11 protein-coding genes and 2 pseudogenes are annotated in these 14,131 nt (G+C 70.9%); 12 read left to right on the plus strand and 1 reads right to left on the minus strand.

From position 1 onward, the window contains the following. Positions 1-300: 300 nt before the first annotated feature. The 7 genes from ccrA to pssA all read left to right on the plus strand — a co-directional run bounded on the left by ccrA (position 301) and on the right by pssA (position 8,044). The gene (gene ccrA, locus ACFWA7_RS03210) at positions 301-1,638 is read left to right on the plus strand and encodes a crotonyl-CoA carboxylase/reductase (RefSeq protein WP_385533116.1); all 1,338 of its coding nucleotides are present in this window, start codon (positions 301-303) and stop codon (positions 1,636-1,638) included. A gap of 14 nt (positions 1,639-1,652) precedes the next feature. Beyond that, positions 1,653-3,665: a protein meaA gene (locus ACFWA7_RS03215; RefSeq protein ID WP_385820533.1), complete on the plus strand. Its 2,013-nt coding sequence runs from the start codon at positions 1,653-1,655 to the stop codon at positions 3,663-3,665. After that, entirely contained in the window at positions 3,662-4,621 is a 960-nt protein-coding gene (locus ACFWA7_RS03220; RefSeq protein WP_385533111.1) for an HpcH/HpaI aldolase/citrate lyase family protein, read from the plus strand. The genes ACFWA7_RS03215 and ACFWA7_RS03220 overlap by 4 nt, the downstream gene beginning before the upstream one ends. Positions 4,622-4,625: 4 nt before the next feature. Next, entirely contained in the window at positions 4,626-5,153 is a 528-nt protein-coding gene (locus tag ACFWA7_RS03225; RefSeq protein ID WP_385533108.1) for a MaoC family dehydratase, read from the plus strand. Positions 5,154-5,155: 2 nt separating this feature from the next. Next, positions 5,156-6,361 (plus strand): acyl-CoA dehydrogenase family protein, encoded by a 1,206-nt coding sequence (locus tag ACFWA7_RS03230; RefSeq protein ID WP_188272373.1) that lies wholly within the window; start codon positions 5,156-5,158, stop codon positions 6,359-6,361. Positions 6,362-6,546: 185 nt separating this feature from the next. After that, positions 6,547-7,203: a phosphatidylserine decarboxylase gene (locus tag ACFWA7_RS03235; protein ID WP_067166206.1), complete on the plus strand. Its 657-nt coding sequence runs from the start codon at positions 6,547-6,549 to the stop codon at positions 7,201-7,203. Further along, positions 7,190-8,044 (plus strand): CDP-diacylglycerol--serine O-phosphatidyltransferase, encoded by an 855-nt coding sequence (gene pssA, locus ACFWA7_RS03240; protein WP_385533103.1) that lies wholly within the window; start codon positions 7,190-7,192, stop codon positions 8,042-8,044. Before ACFWA7_RS03235 ends, pssA begins: the two co-directional genes overlap by 14 nt. Before the next feature lie 274 nt (positions 8,045-8,318). On the opposite strand, the gene ACFWA7_RS03245 is transcribed toward pssA, so the two are convergent. Then, positions 8,319-9,473, minus strand: a complete 1,155-nt coding sequence (locus ACFWA7_RS03245) for a glycerate kinase (protein WP_385820535.1) — start codon at positions 9,471-9,473, stop codon at positions 8,319-8,321. 207 nt (positions 9,474-9,680) lie between these two features. Here ACFWA7_RS03245 and ACFWA7_RS03250 point away from each other — a divergent pair. The 5 genes and pseudogenes from ACFWA7_RS03250 to ACFWA7_RS03270 all read left to right on the plus strand — a co-directional run. Then, positions 9,681-10,097 (plus strand): annotated as a pseudogene (locus tag ACFWA7_RS03250) (BCCT family transporter); the annotation flags it as partial. Then, positions 10,073-10,451, plus strand: a pseudogene (locus ACFWA7_RS03255) (NUDIX domain-containing protein); the annotation flags it as partial. The pseudogenes ACFWA7_RS03250 and ACFWA7_RS03255, both read left to right, overlap by 25 nt. Positions 10,452-10,525: 74 nt before the next feature. Then, the gene (locus tag ACFWA7_RS03260; protein ID WP_385539530.1) at positions 10,526-10,927 is read left to right on the plus strand and encodes a CU044_2847 family protein; all 402 of its coding nucleotides are present in this window, start codon (positions 10,526-10,528) and stop codon (positions 10,925-10,927) included. A gap of 3 nt (positions 10,928-10,930) precedes the next feature. Then, entirely contained in the window at positions 10,931-13,180 is a 2,250-nt protein-coding gene (locus tag ACFWA7_RS03265) for a trypsin-like peptidase domain-containing protein (RefSeq protein ID WP_385539528.1), read from the plus strand. After that, the gene (locus ACFWA7_RS03270) at positions 13,177-14,130 is read left to right on the plus strand and encodes an AAA family ATPase (protein ID WP_385820537.1); all 954 of its coding nucleotides are present in this window, start codon (positions 13,177-13,179) and stop codon (positions 14,128-14,130) included. The genes ACFWA7_RS03265 and ACFWA7_RS03270 overlap by 4 nt, the downstream gene beginning before the upstream one ends. The last annotated feature ends 1 nt before the right edge of the window (position 14,131 follow it).

Genomic DNA, 14,131 nt, shown 5'->3' on the forward strand with positions numbered 1-14,131 from the left:
ATCATCGCTCATCCGTGCAGGTCATTACGCAATTGAGAGAAATTGTTGGCACGCAGTGTCTTGCCGACTGGCACCGCGTGCCATACGTTGATGTTGTCCGGGCGGCCGGCGTGCAGAGACCTTTCGTACGCCGGCTGTCCCCGCAAGCTTCCCCAGCGAGCGCGCCCGGACGCCTGCGTCACAGGCACCCTCCCGCGCCCACCAGGCGCCGCCGATCCCGTAGTACCGCCGAACCGACGGCACACCTCCACAGCAGCAGTCCCCTCAGCGTTCCCAACGCGCTTCGCCGGAGGCAACACCGTGAAGGAAATCCTGGACGCGATTCAGTCGCAGGACAGCACCGCCGCAGACATCGCGGCTCTGCCCATCCCCGAGTCGTACCGCGCGATCACCGTGCACAAGGACGAGACGGAGATGTTCGCCGGGCTCGCCACCCGGGACAAGGACCCGCGCAAGTCGATACACCTCGACGAGGTGCCGGTGCCCGAACTCGGCCCCGGCGAGGCCCTGGTGGCCGTGATGGCCTCCTCGGTCAACTACAACTCGGTGTGGACGTCGATCTTCGAGCCGGTCTCCACGTTCGGGTTCCTGGAGCGCTACGGCAGGCTCAGCGAGCTGACCAAGCGCCATGACCTGCCGTACCACGTCATCGGCTCGGACCTCGCGGGCGTGGTCCTGCGCACCGGCCCGGGCGTGAACGCGTGGAAGCCGGGCGACGAGGTCGTCGCGCACTGTCTGTCGGTGGAGCTGGAGTCCTCCGACGGCCACAACGACACGATGCTCGACCCCGAGCAGCGGATCTGGGGCTTCGAGACGAACTTCGGCGGCCTCGCCGAGATCGCGCTGGTCAAGTCGAACCAGCTGATGCCGAAGCCGGACCACCTGAGCTGGGAGGAGGCGGCCTCGCCCGGGCTTGTGAACTCCACCGCCTACCGCCAGCTCGTCTCCCGTAACGGCGCCGGGATGAAGCAGGGCGACAACGTCCTGATCTGGGGCGCCAGCGGCGGACTCGGCTCGTACGCCACGCAGTTCGCGCTGGCCGGCGGCGCCAACCCGATCTGCGTGGTCTCCAGCCCCGAGAAGGCCGACATCTGCCGCGCCATGGGCGCCGAGGCCGTCATCGACCGCAACGCCGAGGGCTACAAGTTCTGGAAGGACGAGCACACCCAGGACCCGAAGGAGTGGAAGCGCTTCGGCAAGCGCATCCGCGAACTCACCGGCGGCGAGGACATCGACATCGTCTTCGAGCACCCCGGCCGCGAGACCTTCGGTGCGAGCGTCTACGTCACGCGCAAGGGCGGCACCATCACCACCTGCGCCTCCACCTCGGGCTACATGCACGAGTACGACAACCGCTACCTGTGGATGTCCCTGAAGCGCATCATCGGCTCCCACTTCGCCAACTACCGCGAGGCCTGGGAGGCCAACCGCCTCATCGCCAAGGGCAAGATCCACCCCACCCTCTCCAAGGTGTACTCCCTGGAGGAGACCGGGCAGGCCGCCTACGACGTCCACCGCAACCTCCACCAGGGCAAGGTCGGCGTCCTCGCCCTCGCCCCCCGTGAGGGCCTCGGCATCCGCGACCACGAACTCCGCGCCAAGCACCTCGACGCCATCAACCGCTTCCGCAACATCTGAGCACGGAGCGACATATGACTGAGCGTCAGAAGGACCGGCCCTGGCTCATGCGGACGTACGCCGGTCACTCGACCGCCGAGGCGTCCAACGAGCTCTACCGGCGCAACCTCGCCAAGGGCCAGACCGGCCTGTCGGTCGCCTTCGACCTGCCGACGCAGACCGGCTACGACCCGGACCACATCCTCGCCCGCGGCGAGGTGGGCCGGGTCGGGGTCCCGGTGTCCCATCTCGGTGACATGCGCCGGCTGTTCCAGGACATCCCCCTGGAGCAGATGAACACCTCGATGACCATCAACGCCACCGCGATGTGGCTGCTGGCCATGTACCAGGTGGTCGCCGAGGAGCAAGGCGCCGACATCACCCGGCTGCAGGGCACGACGCAGAACGACATCGTCAAGGAGTACCTGTCGCGCGGGACGCACGTCTTCCCGCCCGGTCCGTCGCTGCGGCTGACCACCGACATGATCACGTACACGGTCAACCACATCCCCAAGTGGAACCCGATCAACATCTGCAGCTACCACCTCCAGGAGGCGGGGGCCACCCCGGTCCAGGAGATCTCGTACGCGATGTCCACCGCGATCGCCGTGCTCGACGCGGTGTTCGCGTCCGGGCAGATCCCCGAGGACCGCAAGGGCGAGGTGGTCGCGCGGATCTCGTTCTTCGTGAACGCGGGTGTCCGGTTCATCGAGGAGATGTGCAAGATGCGGGCGTTCGGCCGCATCTGGGACAAGGTGACGCGCGAGCGGTACGGCATCGAGGACGCCAAGCAGCGCCGCTTCCGCTACGGCGTCCAGGTCAACTCGCTGGGTCTGACCGAGGCGCAGCCGGAGAACAACGTCCAGCGGATCGTGCTCGAAATGCTGGCCGTGACGCTGTCGAAGGACGCCCGCGCGCGGGCCGTCCAGCTCCCCGCCTGGAACGAGGCGCTCGGCCTGCCGCGCCCCTGGGACCAGCAGTGGTCGCTGCGGATCCAGCAGGTCCTGGCGCATGAGAGCGACCTCCTGGAGTACGAGGACATCTTCGCCGGGTCGCACGTCGTCGAGGCCAAGGTGGACTCGCTGGTCGAGGAGTGCCTGGCCGAGATCGACCGGATCCAGCAGATGGGCGGCGCGATGGCGGCCGTCGAGTCCGGCTACCTCAAGTCGCAGCTGGTCTCCTCGCACGCCGAGCGCCGGGCGCGCATCGAGGGCGGCGAGGAGAAGATCATCGGCGTCAACTGCTACCAGTCGACCGAGCCCAGTCCGCTCACCTCCGACCTGGACACCGCGATCATGACGGTCGACCCGGCGAACGAGGCGCGGGTGGTGGCCAAGCTCCACGAGTGGCGCGACAACCGGGACGAGACCCGGGCGTCGGAGGCGCTGGCGGCCCTGAAGAAGGCGGCCGCCGGGTCCGAGAACCTGATGGCCGCGACCCTGGAGTGCGTCCGCGCGGGCGTCACCACGGGCGAGTGGTCATGGGCGCTGCGCGATGTCTTCGGCGAGTTCCGGGCACCGACCGGGGTCTCCTCGGCCCCGGTCGCGGTCCCGGCCGAGGCGGGCACGCCGCTGGCGCTGGTGCGCGAGAAGGTCACCCGTACGGCCGATGAGCTGGGAGCGGGCCGGCTGCGGCTGCTGGTGGGCAAGCCGGGGCTCGACGGGCACTCCAACGGGGCCGAGCAGATCGCCGTACGCGCGCGTGACGCCGGTTTCGAGGTGGTCTACCAGGGGATCCGGCTGACCCCCGAGCAGATCGTCAACGCCGCCCTGGCGGAGGATGTGCACTGCGTGGGCCTCTCGATCCTGTCCGGCTCGCACGCCGAGCTGGTCCCGGACGTGCTGGGGCGGCTGCGCGAGGCCGGCGCCCACGACATCCCGGTGATCGTCGGGGGGATCATCCCGCCGGCGGACGCCGAGGAGCTGTGCAAGGCGGGTGTGGCCGCCGTATTCACCCCGAAGGACTTCGGTATCACGGAGATCATCGGCCGTATCGTCGACGAGATCCGGAAAGCGAACAAGCTCGACCCTCTGGAGGTCCCCGCATGACCGTCAACCGTCTCCGCCCGCGCCGTTCGTGCCTCGCCGTTCCGGGCTCGAACCCGCGCTTCCTGGAGAAGGCGCAGGGACTCCCCGCCGACCAGGTCTTCCTGGACCTGGAGGACGCCTGTGCGCCGCTCGCCAAGCCGGAGGCCCGGCACACCATCGTCAAGTTCCTGAACGAGGGCGACTGGACCGGCAAGACCCGGGTCGTGCGGGTCAACGACTGGACGACCGAGTGGACGTACCGCGATGTCGTGACGGTCGTCGAGGGCGCGGGGCAGAACCTGGACTGCATCATGCTGCCGAAGGTGCAGACCGCCGAGCAGATCGTCGCGCTGGACCTGCTGCTCACCCAGATCGAGAAGACGATGGGCTTCGAGGTCGGCAAGATCGGCATCGAGGCGCAGATCGAGAACGCCCAGGGTCTGAACAACGTCAACGAGATCGCGACGGCCTCCCAGCGCGTCGAGACGATCATCTTCGGCCCGGCCGACTTCATGGCGTCGATCAACATGAAGTCGCTGGTCGTGGGCGAGCAGCCGCCCGGTTACCCGGCGGACGCCTACCACTTCATCCTGATGAAGATCCTGATGGCCGCCCGCGCCAACAACCTCCAGGCGATCGACGGCCCCTACCTCCAGATCAAGAACATCGACGGCTACAAGGCGGTCGCCCAGCGCGCCGCCGCCCTCGGCTTCGACGGCAAGTGGGTGCTGCACCCCGGCCAGGTCGAGGCGGCCAACGAGGTCTTCTCGCCCTCGCAGGAGGACTACGACCACTCCGAGCTCATCCTCGACGCGTACGAGTACTTCACCTCCGAGGCCGGCGGCAAGAAGGGCTCGGCGATGCTCGGCGACGAGATGATCGACGAGGCAAGCCGCAAGATGGCGCTGGTCATCTCGGGCAAGGGCCGGGCGGCCGGTATGCAGCGCACGTCGAAGTTCGAGATCCCGGAGGCGTAACACCATGCAGTTCGGCCGCACCTACGAAGAGTTCACCGTCGGGGACGTGTACAAGCACTGGCCCGGGAAGACGGTGACCGAGTACGACGACCACCTGTTCTGTCTGCTCACCATGAACCACCACCCGCTCCACATGGACACCAACTATGCGGAGAAGACGACCGACTTCGGCAGGAACGTCGTCGTGGGCAACTACATCTACTCGCTGCTGCTCGGTATGAGCGTGCCGGACGTGTCCGGCAAGGCGATCGCCAACCTGGAGGTCGAGTCGCTCAAGCACGTGGCGCCGACCTTCCACGGCGACACCATCTACGGCGAGACGAAGGTCCTCGACAAGACGCCCTCCAAGTCCAAGTCGGACCGCGGGATCGTCTACGTCGAGACCAAGGGCTACAAGCAGGACGGCACGCTGGTGTGCGTGTTCCGCCGCAAGGTGATGGTCCCCACCGAGACGTACATCAAGGAGCGGGGCGGCGAGCAGCCCGGCCGCCCCGAGCTGCTGGACATCTCAAAGAGTGAGCAGGAGAAGTAGCCATGGCCCGTCTCGCGCAGACCGCCGGTCTGACCGACGTCCAGCAGGAAATCCTGGCCACCGTCCGGGACTTCGTCGACAAGGAGATCATTCCGGTCGCGACGCAGCTGGAGCACAAGGACGAGTACCCGACGCAGATCGTCGAAGGCCTCAAGGAGCTCGGCCTGTTCGGGCTGATGATCCCCGAGGAGTACGGCGGTCTGGGCGAGTCGCTCCTGACGTACGCGCTGTGCGTCGAGGAGATCGCGCGTGGCTGGATGTCGGTCTCCGGCATCATCAACACGCACTTCATCGTGGCGTACATGCTCAAGCAGCACGGCACCCAGGAGCAGAAGGACACCTTCCTGCCCCGGATGGCCCTGGGCGAGGTGCGCGGCGCGTTCTCGATGTCGGAGCCGGCGCTCGGCTCGGATGTGTCGGCGATCACGTCCAAGGGCGTCAGGGACGGCGACGAGTACGTCCTGAACGGCCAGAAGATGTGGCTGACCAATGGCGGAACGTCATCGCTCGTCGCCGTTCTGTGCCGGAGTGACGAAGGACACCCGGAGGGCACCGCCCCCCACAAGTCGATGACGACCTTCCTGGTGGAGAAGGAGCCCGGCTTCGGCGAGGTCCGGCCCGGTCTGACCATCCCCGGCAAGATCGACAAGATGGGTTACAAGGGCGTCGACACGACCGAACTCATCATGGACGGACTGCGCATTCCGGCCAATCGGGTCCTCGGCGGGGTCACCGGCCGAGGGTTTTACCAAATGATGGACGGAGTCGAGGTCGGCCGTGTGAACGTCGCGGCGCGTGGCTGTGGCGTCGCTCAGCGTGCATTCGAACTGGGTGTCTCGTATGCCCAGCAACGTCACACTTTCGGCAAAGCGATCGCCCAGCACCAGGCCATTCAGTTCAAGCTGGCCGAGATGGCTACCAAGGTCGAGGCCGCTCATGCCATGATGGTCAACGCAGCACGCAAAAAGGACTCCGGGGAACGAAACGACCTTGAGGCAGGGATGGCGAAGTACCTCGCCTCCGAGTACTGCAAGGAGGTCGTGGAGGACGCCTTCCGTATCCACGGTGGCTACGGCTTCTCGAAGGAGTACGAGATCGAGCGCCTGTACCGCGAGGCGCCGATGCTGCTCATCGGTGAAGGTACCGCCGAGATCCAAAAAATGATCATTGGGCGTCGGCTTCTTGAGGAGTACCGATTCCAGGGTTGATTGCCGCTTTTAGGTCGGTTCGGCCGCGAAGAACATCACACCCTGTAGGCGTTTCCTGAGGGCTTCCGGCCGACCGACTCGGCTTCTGGCTTTCCCAGTTGCGGCTCGCAACCGATAGCATCGCTGGTAAACCAGCCGCCGTCCCCCACTTGCCAGCGCGGCATCATCCGCTACGAAGGTCATCCATGCCCCACAGCCAAACCTCTGCATCTCGCGACGGTTTCCTCCAGGGACGTCTTGCTCGCGGAGCATCGCCGTGGCTTCTGCCGACCGTCGCCACCGCAGCCCTCAGCCTCGCCCGCGCGCGCCGCTCCGGCGCCGCCAAGGCCGTGGCCGTACCCGCCACCGCGCTCGCGGCGGGCATGCTGTGGTTCTTCCGCGACCCCGAGCGCGAGATCGCTACCGGGCGGGTCATCTCCCCCGCCGACGGCGTGGTGCAGAGCATCATGCCGTGGAAGGACGGGCGTACCCGCGTCGCGATCTTCATGAGCCCGCTGAACGTCCACGTCAACCGTGCGCCCCTGGCCGGCACGGTGACGTCCGTCGAGCACGTGCCCGGCGGGTTCGTTCCGGCGTTCAACAAGGAGAGCGAGAACAACGAGCGCGTTGTCTGGCACTTCGACACCGAGCTCGGTGACATCGAGATGGTGCAGATCGCGGGTGCGGTGGCGCGGCGGATCGTCCCCTACATCCCCCAGGGCACCAAGGTGGAGCAGGGCGAGCGCATCGGTCTCATCCGGTTCGGCTCCCGGGTCGACATCTATCTTCCGGAGGGGGTCGAGGTCGCTGTCGAGGTCGGGCAGAAGACCACTGCGGGGGTGACTCGAATTGACCGTGATTGATCCGGACACCCAGACCGACTGGGTGCCGGGCGCGGACGCCGACGACGACGCGGAGGAGATGCCCCTCTCCCTGCGGCTGTCGATAGCGGACACCCTGACGCTCGGCAACGCGACCTGCGGGTTCATGGCGGTGTACTTCACCACCACCGGAATCCTCATCCCGCACCTGTCGGGCAGCTCCGAGACCGGCATGGCGCGGCACTCCGCAGCGACCGCCGTGATCCTGATGCTGCTCGCGGCGATCTTCGACCTCTGCGACGGCCTGGTCGCGCGGAAGCTGCGCAGCTCGCCGATGGGCGCCGAGCTGGACAACCTCTCGGACCTGATCAGCTTCGGGCTCGCCCCGGCGTACTTCGTCCTCGTGTACGGCATGGTCGCCGACGACGCGCACCAGCGGGTCGCGGCCGTGGCGGCGATCACGGTGCTGCTCGCGGTGGTGCTCAGACTCGCGCGGTTCTCCTGCGTGACGATGAAGGACGGAATGTTCCAGGGCATGCCGAGCCCCTTCGGCGCGCTCACGGTCGTCTCGATCGTGCTCCTGGAGCTGCCGTTCGTCCCGACGCTGCTCGCCGTCATCGGGGTGGCGTGGCTGATGGTCAGCCGGGTCGAGTACCCGAAGCCGCGGGGCATCCTCGCGGTGGCCATGCTCAGCTGGATCGTGGGCGCGATGGGGCTGCTCGCGGCGTGGGCGTTCGACGCGCCGGGCGGCCAGCTGCTCCTCCAGACGGGCTGCGTGCTGCAGGTCGTGCTGGGCGCGGTGATCCCCCTGTTCGCCACGGCCCGCCGGGTGAACTCGATCCGCGACAACCGCCGTGAGGCGCGGGCGGCCCAGCTGCCGTAGCGCTTCGCGTTGTGCCTGTACCTGAAGGGCCCCGGACCACTTGGTCCGGGGCCCTTCTTGCCGTGCCGGACGGCTGGGGTGCCCACCAGGGGCGCGGGGAACCGCGCGACCAGCCCCCACCGGGCGGCGGACGAAGAACAGCCCTTGCGGCCGCGGACCGTGCGTGGCCGAGCGCGCGGTTCCCCGCGCCCCTAGGGGGGACCGGGCTGGCCGGCATGCCTCAGGGGACGCGGGGAACCGCGCGAGCAACCCGCTACGGTCCGCAGGCGTCCGCTCAGCTCAGGAAGTCCTTCGCGATCTGCTCCGCCACGCGCTCCAGCAGCGGCCCCGCCTGCGCCATGCAGCGCGCCGGGTCCGGCTCCAGGGCCGTGAGGGGGTACGCCCGGCGGATGCCCGCCGTGCCGAGGGCCTCCGGGAGCAGGGCCAGGCGGCCGCAGACCGCGACCACCTCGATGCCGGCCGCCCGGGCCGCCGCCGCCACGCCCGCCGGAGCCTTGCCGTGCAGGGTCTGCTCGTCGAGCGAGCCCTCGCCGGTGATCACCAGGGTGGCCCGGGCCAGGGCCGGGGCGAAGCCGAGGACGTCCAGCATGACCTCGATACCCGGCCGGAACGTGGCCCCCAGGGCGACCAGCGCGCCGTAGCCGATGCCGCCCGCCGCGCCGGCGCCCGGGGCGAGGGCCGCCTCGGCCGCACGGGCGCCCACGGACGCCTCCAGGACCTCGGCGAAATGGCCGAGCGCCGCGTCCAGGGTCGCCACGTCCTCGGGCGTGGCGCCCTTCTGCGGCCCGTACACCGCGGGCGCCCCCTTGGGCCCCGTGAGCGGGTTGTCCACGTCGCTGGCCAGGACCAGGCCGACCGAGGCGAAACGGGGGTCGAGGCCGGAGAGGTCCGCCGTCGCCAGCGTCGCCAGGGGGCCGCCGCCCGGCGCCACGGGCTCGCCCGCCGCGTCCAGGAAGCGGGCGCCGAGCGCCGCGAGCATGCCCGCGCCGCCGTCCGTGGTGGCGCTGCCGCCCACCCCGAACACGATGGTGCGCGCGCCCGCGTCGAGCGCGGCGAGCAGCAGCTCGCCCGAGCCGTACGTGGTGGCGGTCAGCGGGGCGAAGACGCCGTCGGGGAGGTGCTGGAGGCCGGACGCCTCCGCCATCTCCACCACGGCCACCCCGTCCCGTACCGCGAAGGCCGCCGTGACCGGGGTGCCGAGCGGGCCGGTGACCCGGGCCTCGCGGCGGGCGAACCCGGCCGCGACCGCCGCCGCGACCGTGCCGTCGCCGCCGTCGGCGACCGGCAGGGTCTCCACCGCAAGGCCGGGGACGACCCGCCGCAGCCCGGCCGTCACCCGCTCCGCGACCTGTACGGCCGTGAGCGAGCCCTTGAACTTGTCCGCCGCCACCAGCACGCGCGCGGCTTCGAAAACTGCTCCGTCCGTCACTTGCTAATCCCTTGCTGTCGAACAGGCAGTCGCGCCGCTCCGACCCTATCCGCCGCACGCGCCCCTGCCCATAGGTGTCATGTACGGCGGGACGGCGGGCCACCCCACGAAACCTCCAGAGCGCGAACCATGCTGGGGCGCCATGAGCACGGATTCGATCGGCCATTCCGGCTCCGGCGCCCCGCCCGGCGACCCGGCCGCGGTGGTGGCCGTCTCGCCTGGGCCGCGCTCGGCAAGCACTCCTTCGACAGCGCCTCCGCCACGGCCCTGGCCCGGGTGCTCGCCTGCTTCGCCCGGCTGTTCGTGATCGCCGCCGAGACGTTCCTCCTCCTGTGCGTGGTGCTCGCGCTCAGCCGGTACGGGCGGATCCGGCCCGGCACCGACGACTGCGAGCCCGAGTTCACCGACCTCGCGTGGATCGCGATGATGTTCTGCGCGGGCATGGGCATCGGCCTGATGTCCCACGGGGTGGGCGAGCCGCTCACGCACTACCTCACCCCGCCGCCGGCCGGTGGCGCGGCGCCCCGGACCGGCGACGCGGCGCGCACGCCCCTGGAGTACTCGTTCTTCCACTGCACGCCCACCCCCTGGGCGATCGACGGCACGGCGGGGCTCGCCCCGGCGGCACGATCGAGTCCGACCAGGGCGAGACCCCCCGCCAGGCCGCCCGGCGCGAGACGCTGGAGGAGATCGGCCTGGACGTGAGCCCCGGACGGCTGCTCGCGGTCGACTGGGTGCCGGGCCCGGACCGGGCCACCGATCGCCGCGTACGTGTACGACGGCGGCGGCCTCCCCGAGGAGCGGCTGAGGGCGATCCGCCTCCAGGAGGAGGAGCTGCTCGACTGGCGGCTGGTACCGCGCGAGGAGATCACCGCGTATCTGCCGGGCCGGCTGGGCCACCGGGTGCTCGCCGCGCTCGACGTGCTGACGGCGGGGGCGGGTATGGCGGAGCTGGAGAACGGCCGAACGGTGGGCTGACGACCACTGGATCTACGTCATCGCATTCCGTCAACCATGCTGCCCCCGAAGCCGGTTGGCCCCACAATATCCCCGTGCCGCATGACGACTACATGGAACTCATCCTCGACGACGGCGCCCGGGTCAGAGTCGAGCTCACGCCCGTCGGCGGACCGAGAACGACGGCCCCGGCAGCGGACGACGACCTGCCGGGCGGGGTAGGCGGGGCGACGCCCGTCGGGCGCGGCCGCGAGCGGGTCGCCGCGCTCGCCACGGACACGCTCGCGGCCGTACTGCGACCGCTCGGACCCTTCCTCCAGCAGGTGCACGACTCCGTACGGGGCATCCCCGACCCGCCCGACTCCCTCGACGTCTGCTTCGGCCTCCAGATCGGCCAGGACCTCAAGCTCGGGATCGTGGGCGCCAACGGCCAGGCCAGCATGACCGTCTCGGCGACCTGGCAGCTGCGGCCCGACGGCGCCGACGGCGGCAACTGAGCCGTGGGCTGGTTCAAGGCGCCGGGCGCGGACCCGTCGGCCGACGCGCGCGGCGCGCTGGTGCGGGTGCTCTCGGCCGACCGGGGGCGGACCGCCGGCGCGGGCGTCTATCTCGCCGGCCGCAGACTGCTGACCTGCGCACACGTCGTCAACGCCGCGCTGGGCCTGCGGATGCTGAGCCCGCGCGACCCGGGCGCGGTCACCCTCGACGTCTCCTTCCCGGCGCTGGCCGCGGGCGCCGCCGACGCCCGGCAGGCGCGCCTGGTGGCCTGGGTGCCGCCGCGCGCCGCGCACCACCAGGGGCCGGTGGCCGACGGCTCCCTGGAGTGGGGCGGCGACCTGGCCGTACTGGAGCTGGACGAGGAACCGCCGCCCCCGGTGGGCCCGGTGCGCTGGCTGGACATGCGGGCCGGGCAGCTGGTGCGGGCCTGGTACGGCGGCGGCCAGCCCTTCTCGTACGCGGACGTCCAGGTCGGCTCGTGCGACGGGCGGATCGGCTATCTCGACGGCAGGCTCTCCGGTGCGGCCGTCGACGACGGATACAGCGGCGGGCCCCTGTGGTCACCCGCCGACGGCGCCGCGGTGGGGCTGGTGATGGGCAGGATCACCCCGCCGGGCGGGTCTTTCGACACCCAGCACACCGTGCGCCGCAGCTGGGGCCTGACCTGGCAGTCGGTCCGGCAGGAGCTGTTACGGGTCGGGGCGGCCCCGGACCCGGCGCCACCGGGTGCGGGCGAGCCCGCCGGCGCGGCGGGCGACGAGTCGGTGCGGGACATGATGGCCGGCCCGCTGCACGCCCTGCTGGGCGATCCGACCGTACGGGCGGCGCACTCCACCGCGCTCGGGGCGGCCCTCGGTCTGCGCACCCGGGCGGACGGGACGGCCCCGTCGGTGGAGGAGCTGGCGGTGCTGCTGTGTACGGTCGAGCGCGCGCTGCCCACGCTGGCCGAGTCGCTCGCCCCGTCCCTGACCGACGCGCGGGGCCGCGCCCAGCTGGACCGGCTGCTCGCGCTCGGCCGGCTCACCGACGCGGCCGGGCTGCTCTCCGTCGCCGAACACCGGGCGCTGCTGGTGAAGTGGGACCATCTCACCCGCCAGGACCCGGGGCTGCTCCCCCGGGCGGCTACGGCGGCGCTGCCCTATGTGGATCTGCCCCGCTCGCTGACGGCCGCACGGCTCGACCCCGACGACGTGCCGGGCGCGGTGCGCGAGCTGGAGGAGTGGCCCGGCGACGGCTCGCCGGTGCCGGACGAGACGCCCCGGCTGCCCGCCCTGCTGCGGGTCGTGGAGTACGCGGCCGCGGAGACCGGAGGCATCGCCTGCGAGGCGCTCCAGGACTGGAGCGGCCGGGTCGCGACCAGGCTCGGCATCCACCTCTCGGCCCTGGGCGAGCGCCGGGCGGACGCGGCGCGCTGGTCGAACCGGTCGGCCGGCACCGGAGTCCGCGTCCTGGTGGAGCTCAGCCGCCACCCCAAGGACCCGGCCGACCGCTACCGGTGCGCGGTGTGGCGGATGCGCGCCGACGGCACGGCCGCCCGCGCCGCCACCGGCACCGAACGGCCGCGCACCGGGCGGGAGATCGCCCGGCTGGTGCGCGAGGTGGCCGGGGGCGCGGAGGGCGCCGGGCAGAACGTGGCGCTGGTCGCTGTGTCCGTCGCCCCGGACGCGCTGCACCTGGCGGTGGACGAGTGGGACGGGGCGAGCGCCGACGAGTTCTTCCCTGCGCCGCTGGGCGAGGACTTCCACCTCGTACTGCGCTGCCCGCAGATCAGACGCCGCTCGCGCACCGGCGCGGGCGACCTGAAGCGCCGCTGGGGCGCCCGGCACCAGAGCGAACCGCTCGTCGCGGACCACCGGATATCCGACGAGATGGAACTCATCCGGCTGCTCAAGACAACCCACTACGACGCCGCCCGCGTCATAGTGCACGGGCCCCCCGGCAGCCGGACGCGGCTGCTGCACTTCTGTCTGGCCATGGGGGTGCCGATCGTCCTGTGGGACCGCGCGGCCGGGGAGCCGGGTGACGCCGCCCGGCTCGACGGGGCGAATCCGTACGGCCCCGTCGACGAACTCCCGGAAAGAGTCCGGCACTTCAGGGTCCGCGCCTATATGGACCCGGAGGTGCCCGCACGGCCGGCGCTGGTGTGGGAGGACGCCGGGCTGCCGCTCCCCGACGAGCTGCAGCTCGCCGACCCCTCGCTGGGACCGGAAGGAATCGCCCGCCCCTCGGAAGGAACGGATCAGGCGACATGACGGAGAACGACGGGTGGCGGCTCTTCCGCGGCGACCGCACGGCCCGGGAGGTGGTCTTCCCCGAGGCGCCGCCATGGCGGCAGTTCGCCAACGGCGCCCCGGGGACGCGGGTGCGCCACCGCCCGTATCTGATCGGCCGCACCGAGGCCGACGTGGTGAGCGCCGCGCTGCATCTGCGCCGCCCGCTCCTGGTCACCGGGCACCCCGGCACCGGCAAGTCCTCGCTGGCGCACGCCGTCGCGCACGAGCTGTCGCTCGGCCCGGTGCTCCAGTGGCCGGTCAACAGCCGGTCGGTGCTCAAGGACGCGCTGTACGGGTACGACGCCATCGGGCGGCTGCGCGAGACCCATCTGCGCCAGGAGCGCGGCGCGCCCGAGCCCGACATCGGCACCTTCGTCCGCCTGGGGCCGCTGGGCACCGCGCTCGTCCCGCGCGAGCGGCCGCGGGTCCTCCTGGTCGACGAACTCGACAAGGGAGACGTCGATCTTCCCAACGACCTGCTGACGGTGTTCGAGGAGGGCGAGTTCGAGATCCCCGAGCTGTCGCGGCTGCCGGAGGCGCAGTCCGAGGTGCCGGTGCTCACCCATGACCCCGAGGGCGGACGGGTCACGGTCACCCGCGGCGTGGTGCGCTGCCGCGAGTTCCCGGTGGTGGTGATCACCAGCAACGGCGAGCGGGACTTCCCGCCCGCGTTCCTGCGGCGCTGCGTCCGCCTCGATCTGCCGGATCCGGACGAGGAGCGGCTGCGGGACATCGTGGCCGCGCACCTGGGCGAGCGGGCCCTCGAAGGCGTCGACGACCTGCTGCACGCGTTCCTGAACCGCCGGGCGCCGGGTGAGCTCGCCACGGACCAGCTGCTCAACGCCGTGTTCCTGCGCAAGGGCGGGGTGAACCTGAACGCCGAGGGCCTGCTGGACGCGGTGCTCCACCGGCTGGGCGGATCGGTCTAGC

Origin of the sequence: Streptomyces sp. NPDC059994 (assembly GCF_042737755.1) — a bacterium.
GTDB lineage: Bacteria > Actinomycetota > Actinomycetes > Streptomycetales > Streptomycetaceae > Streptomyces.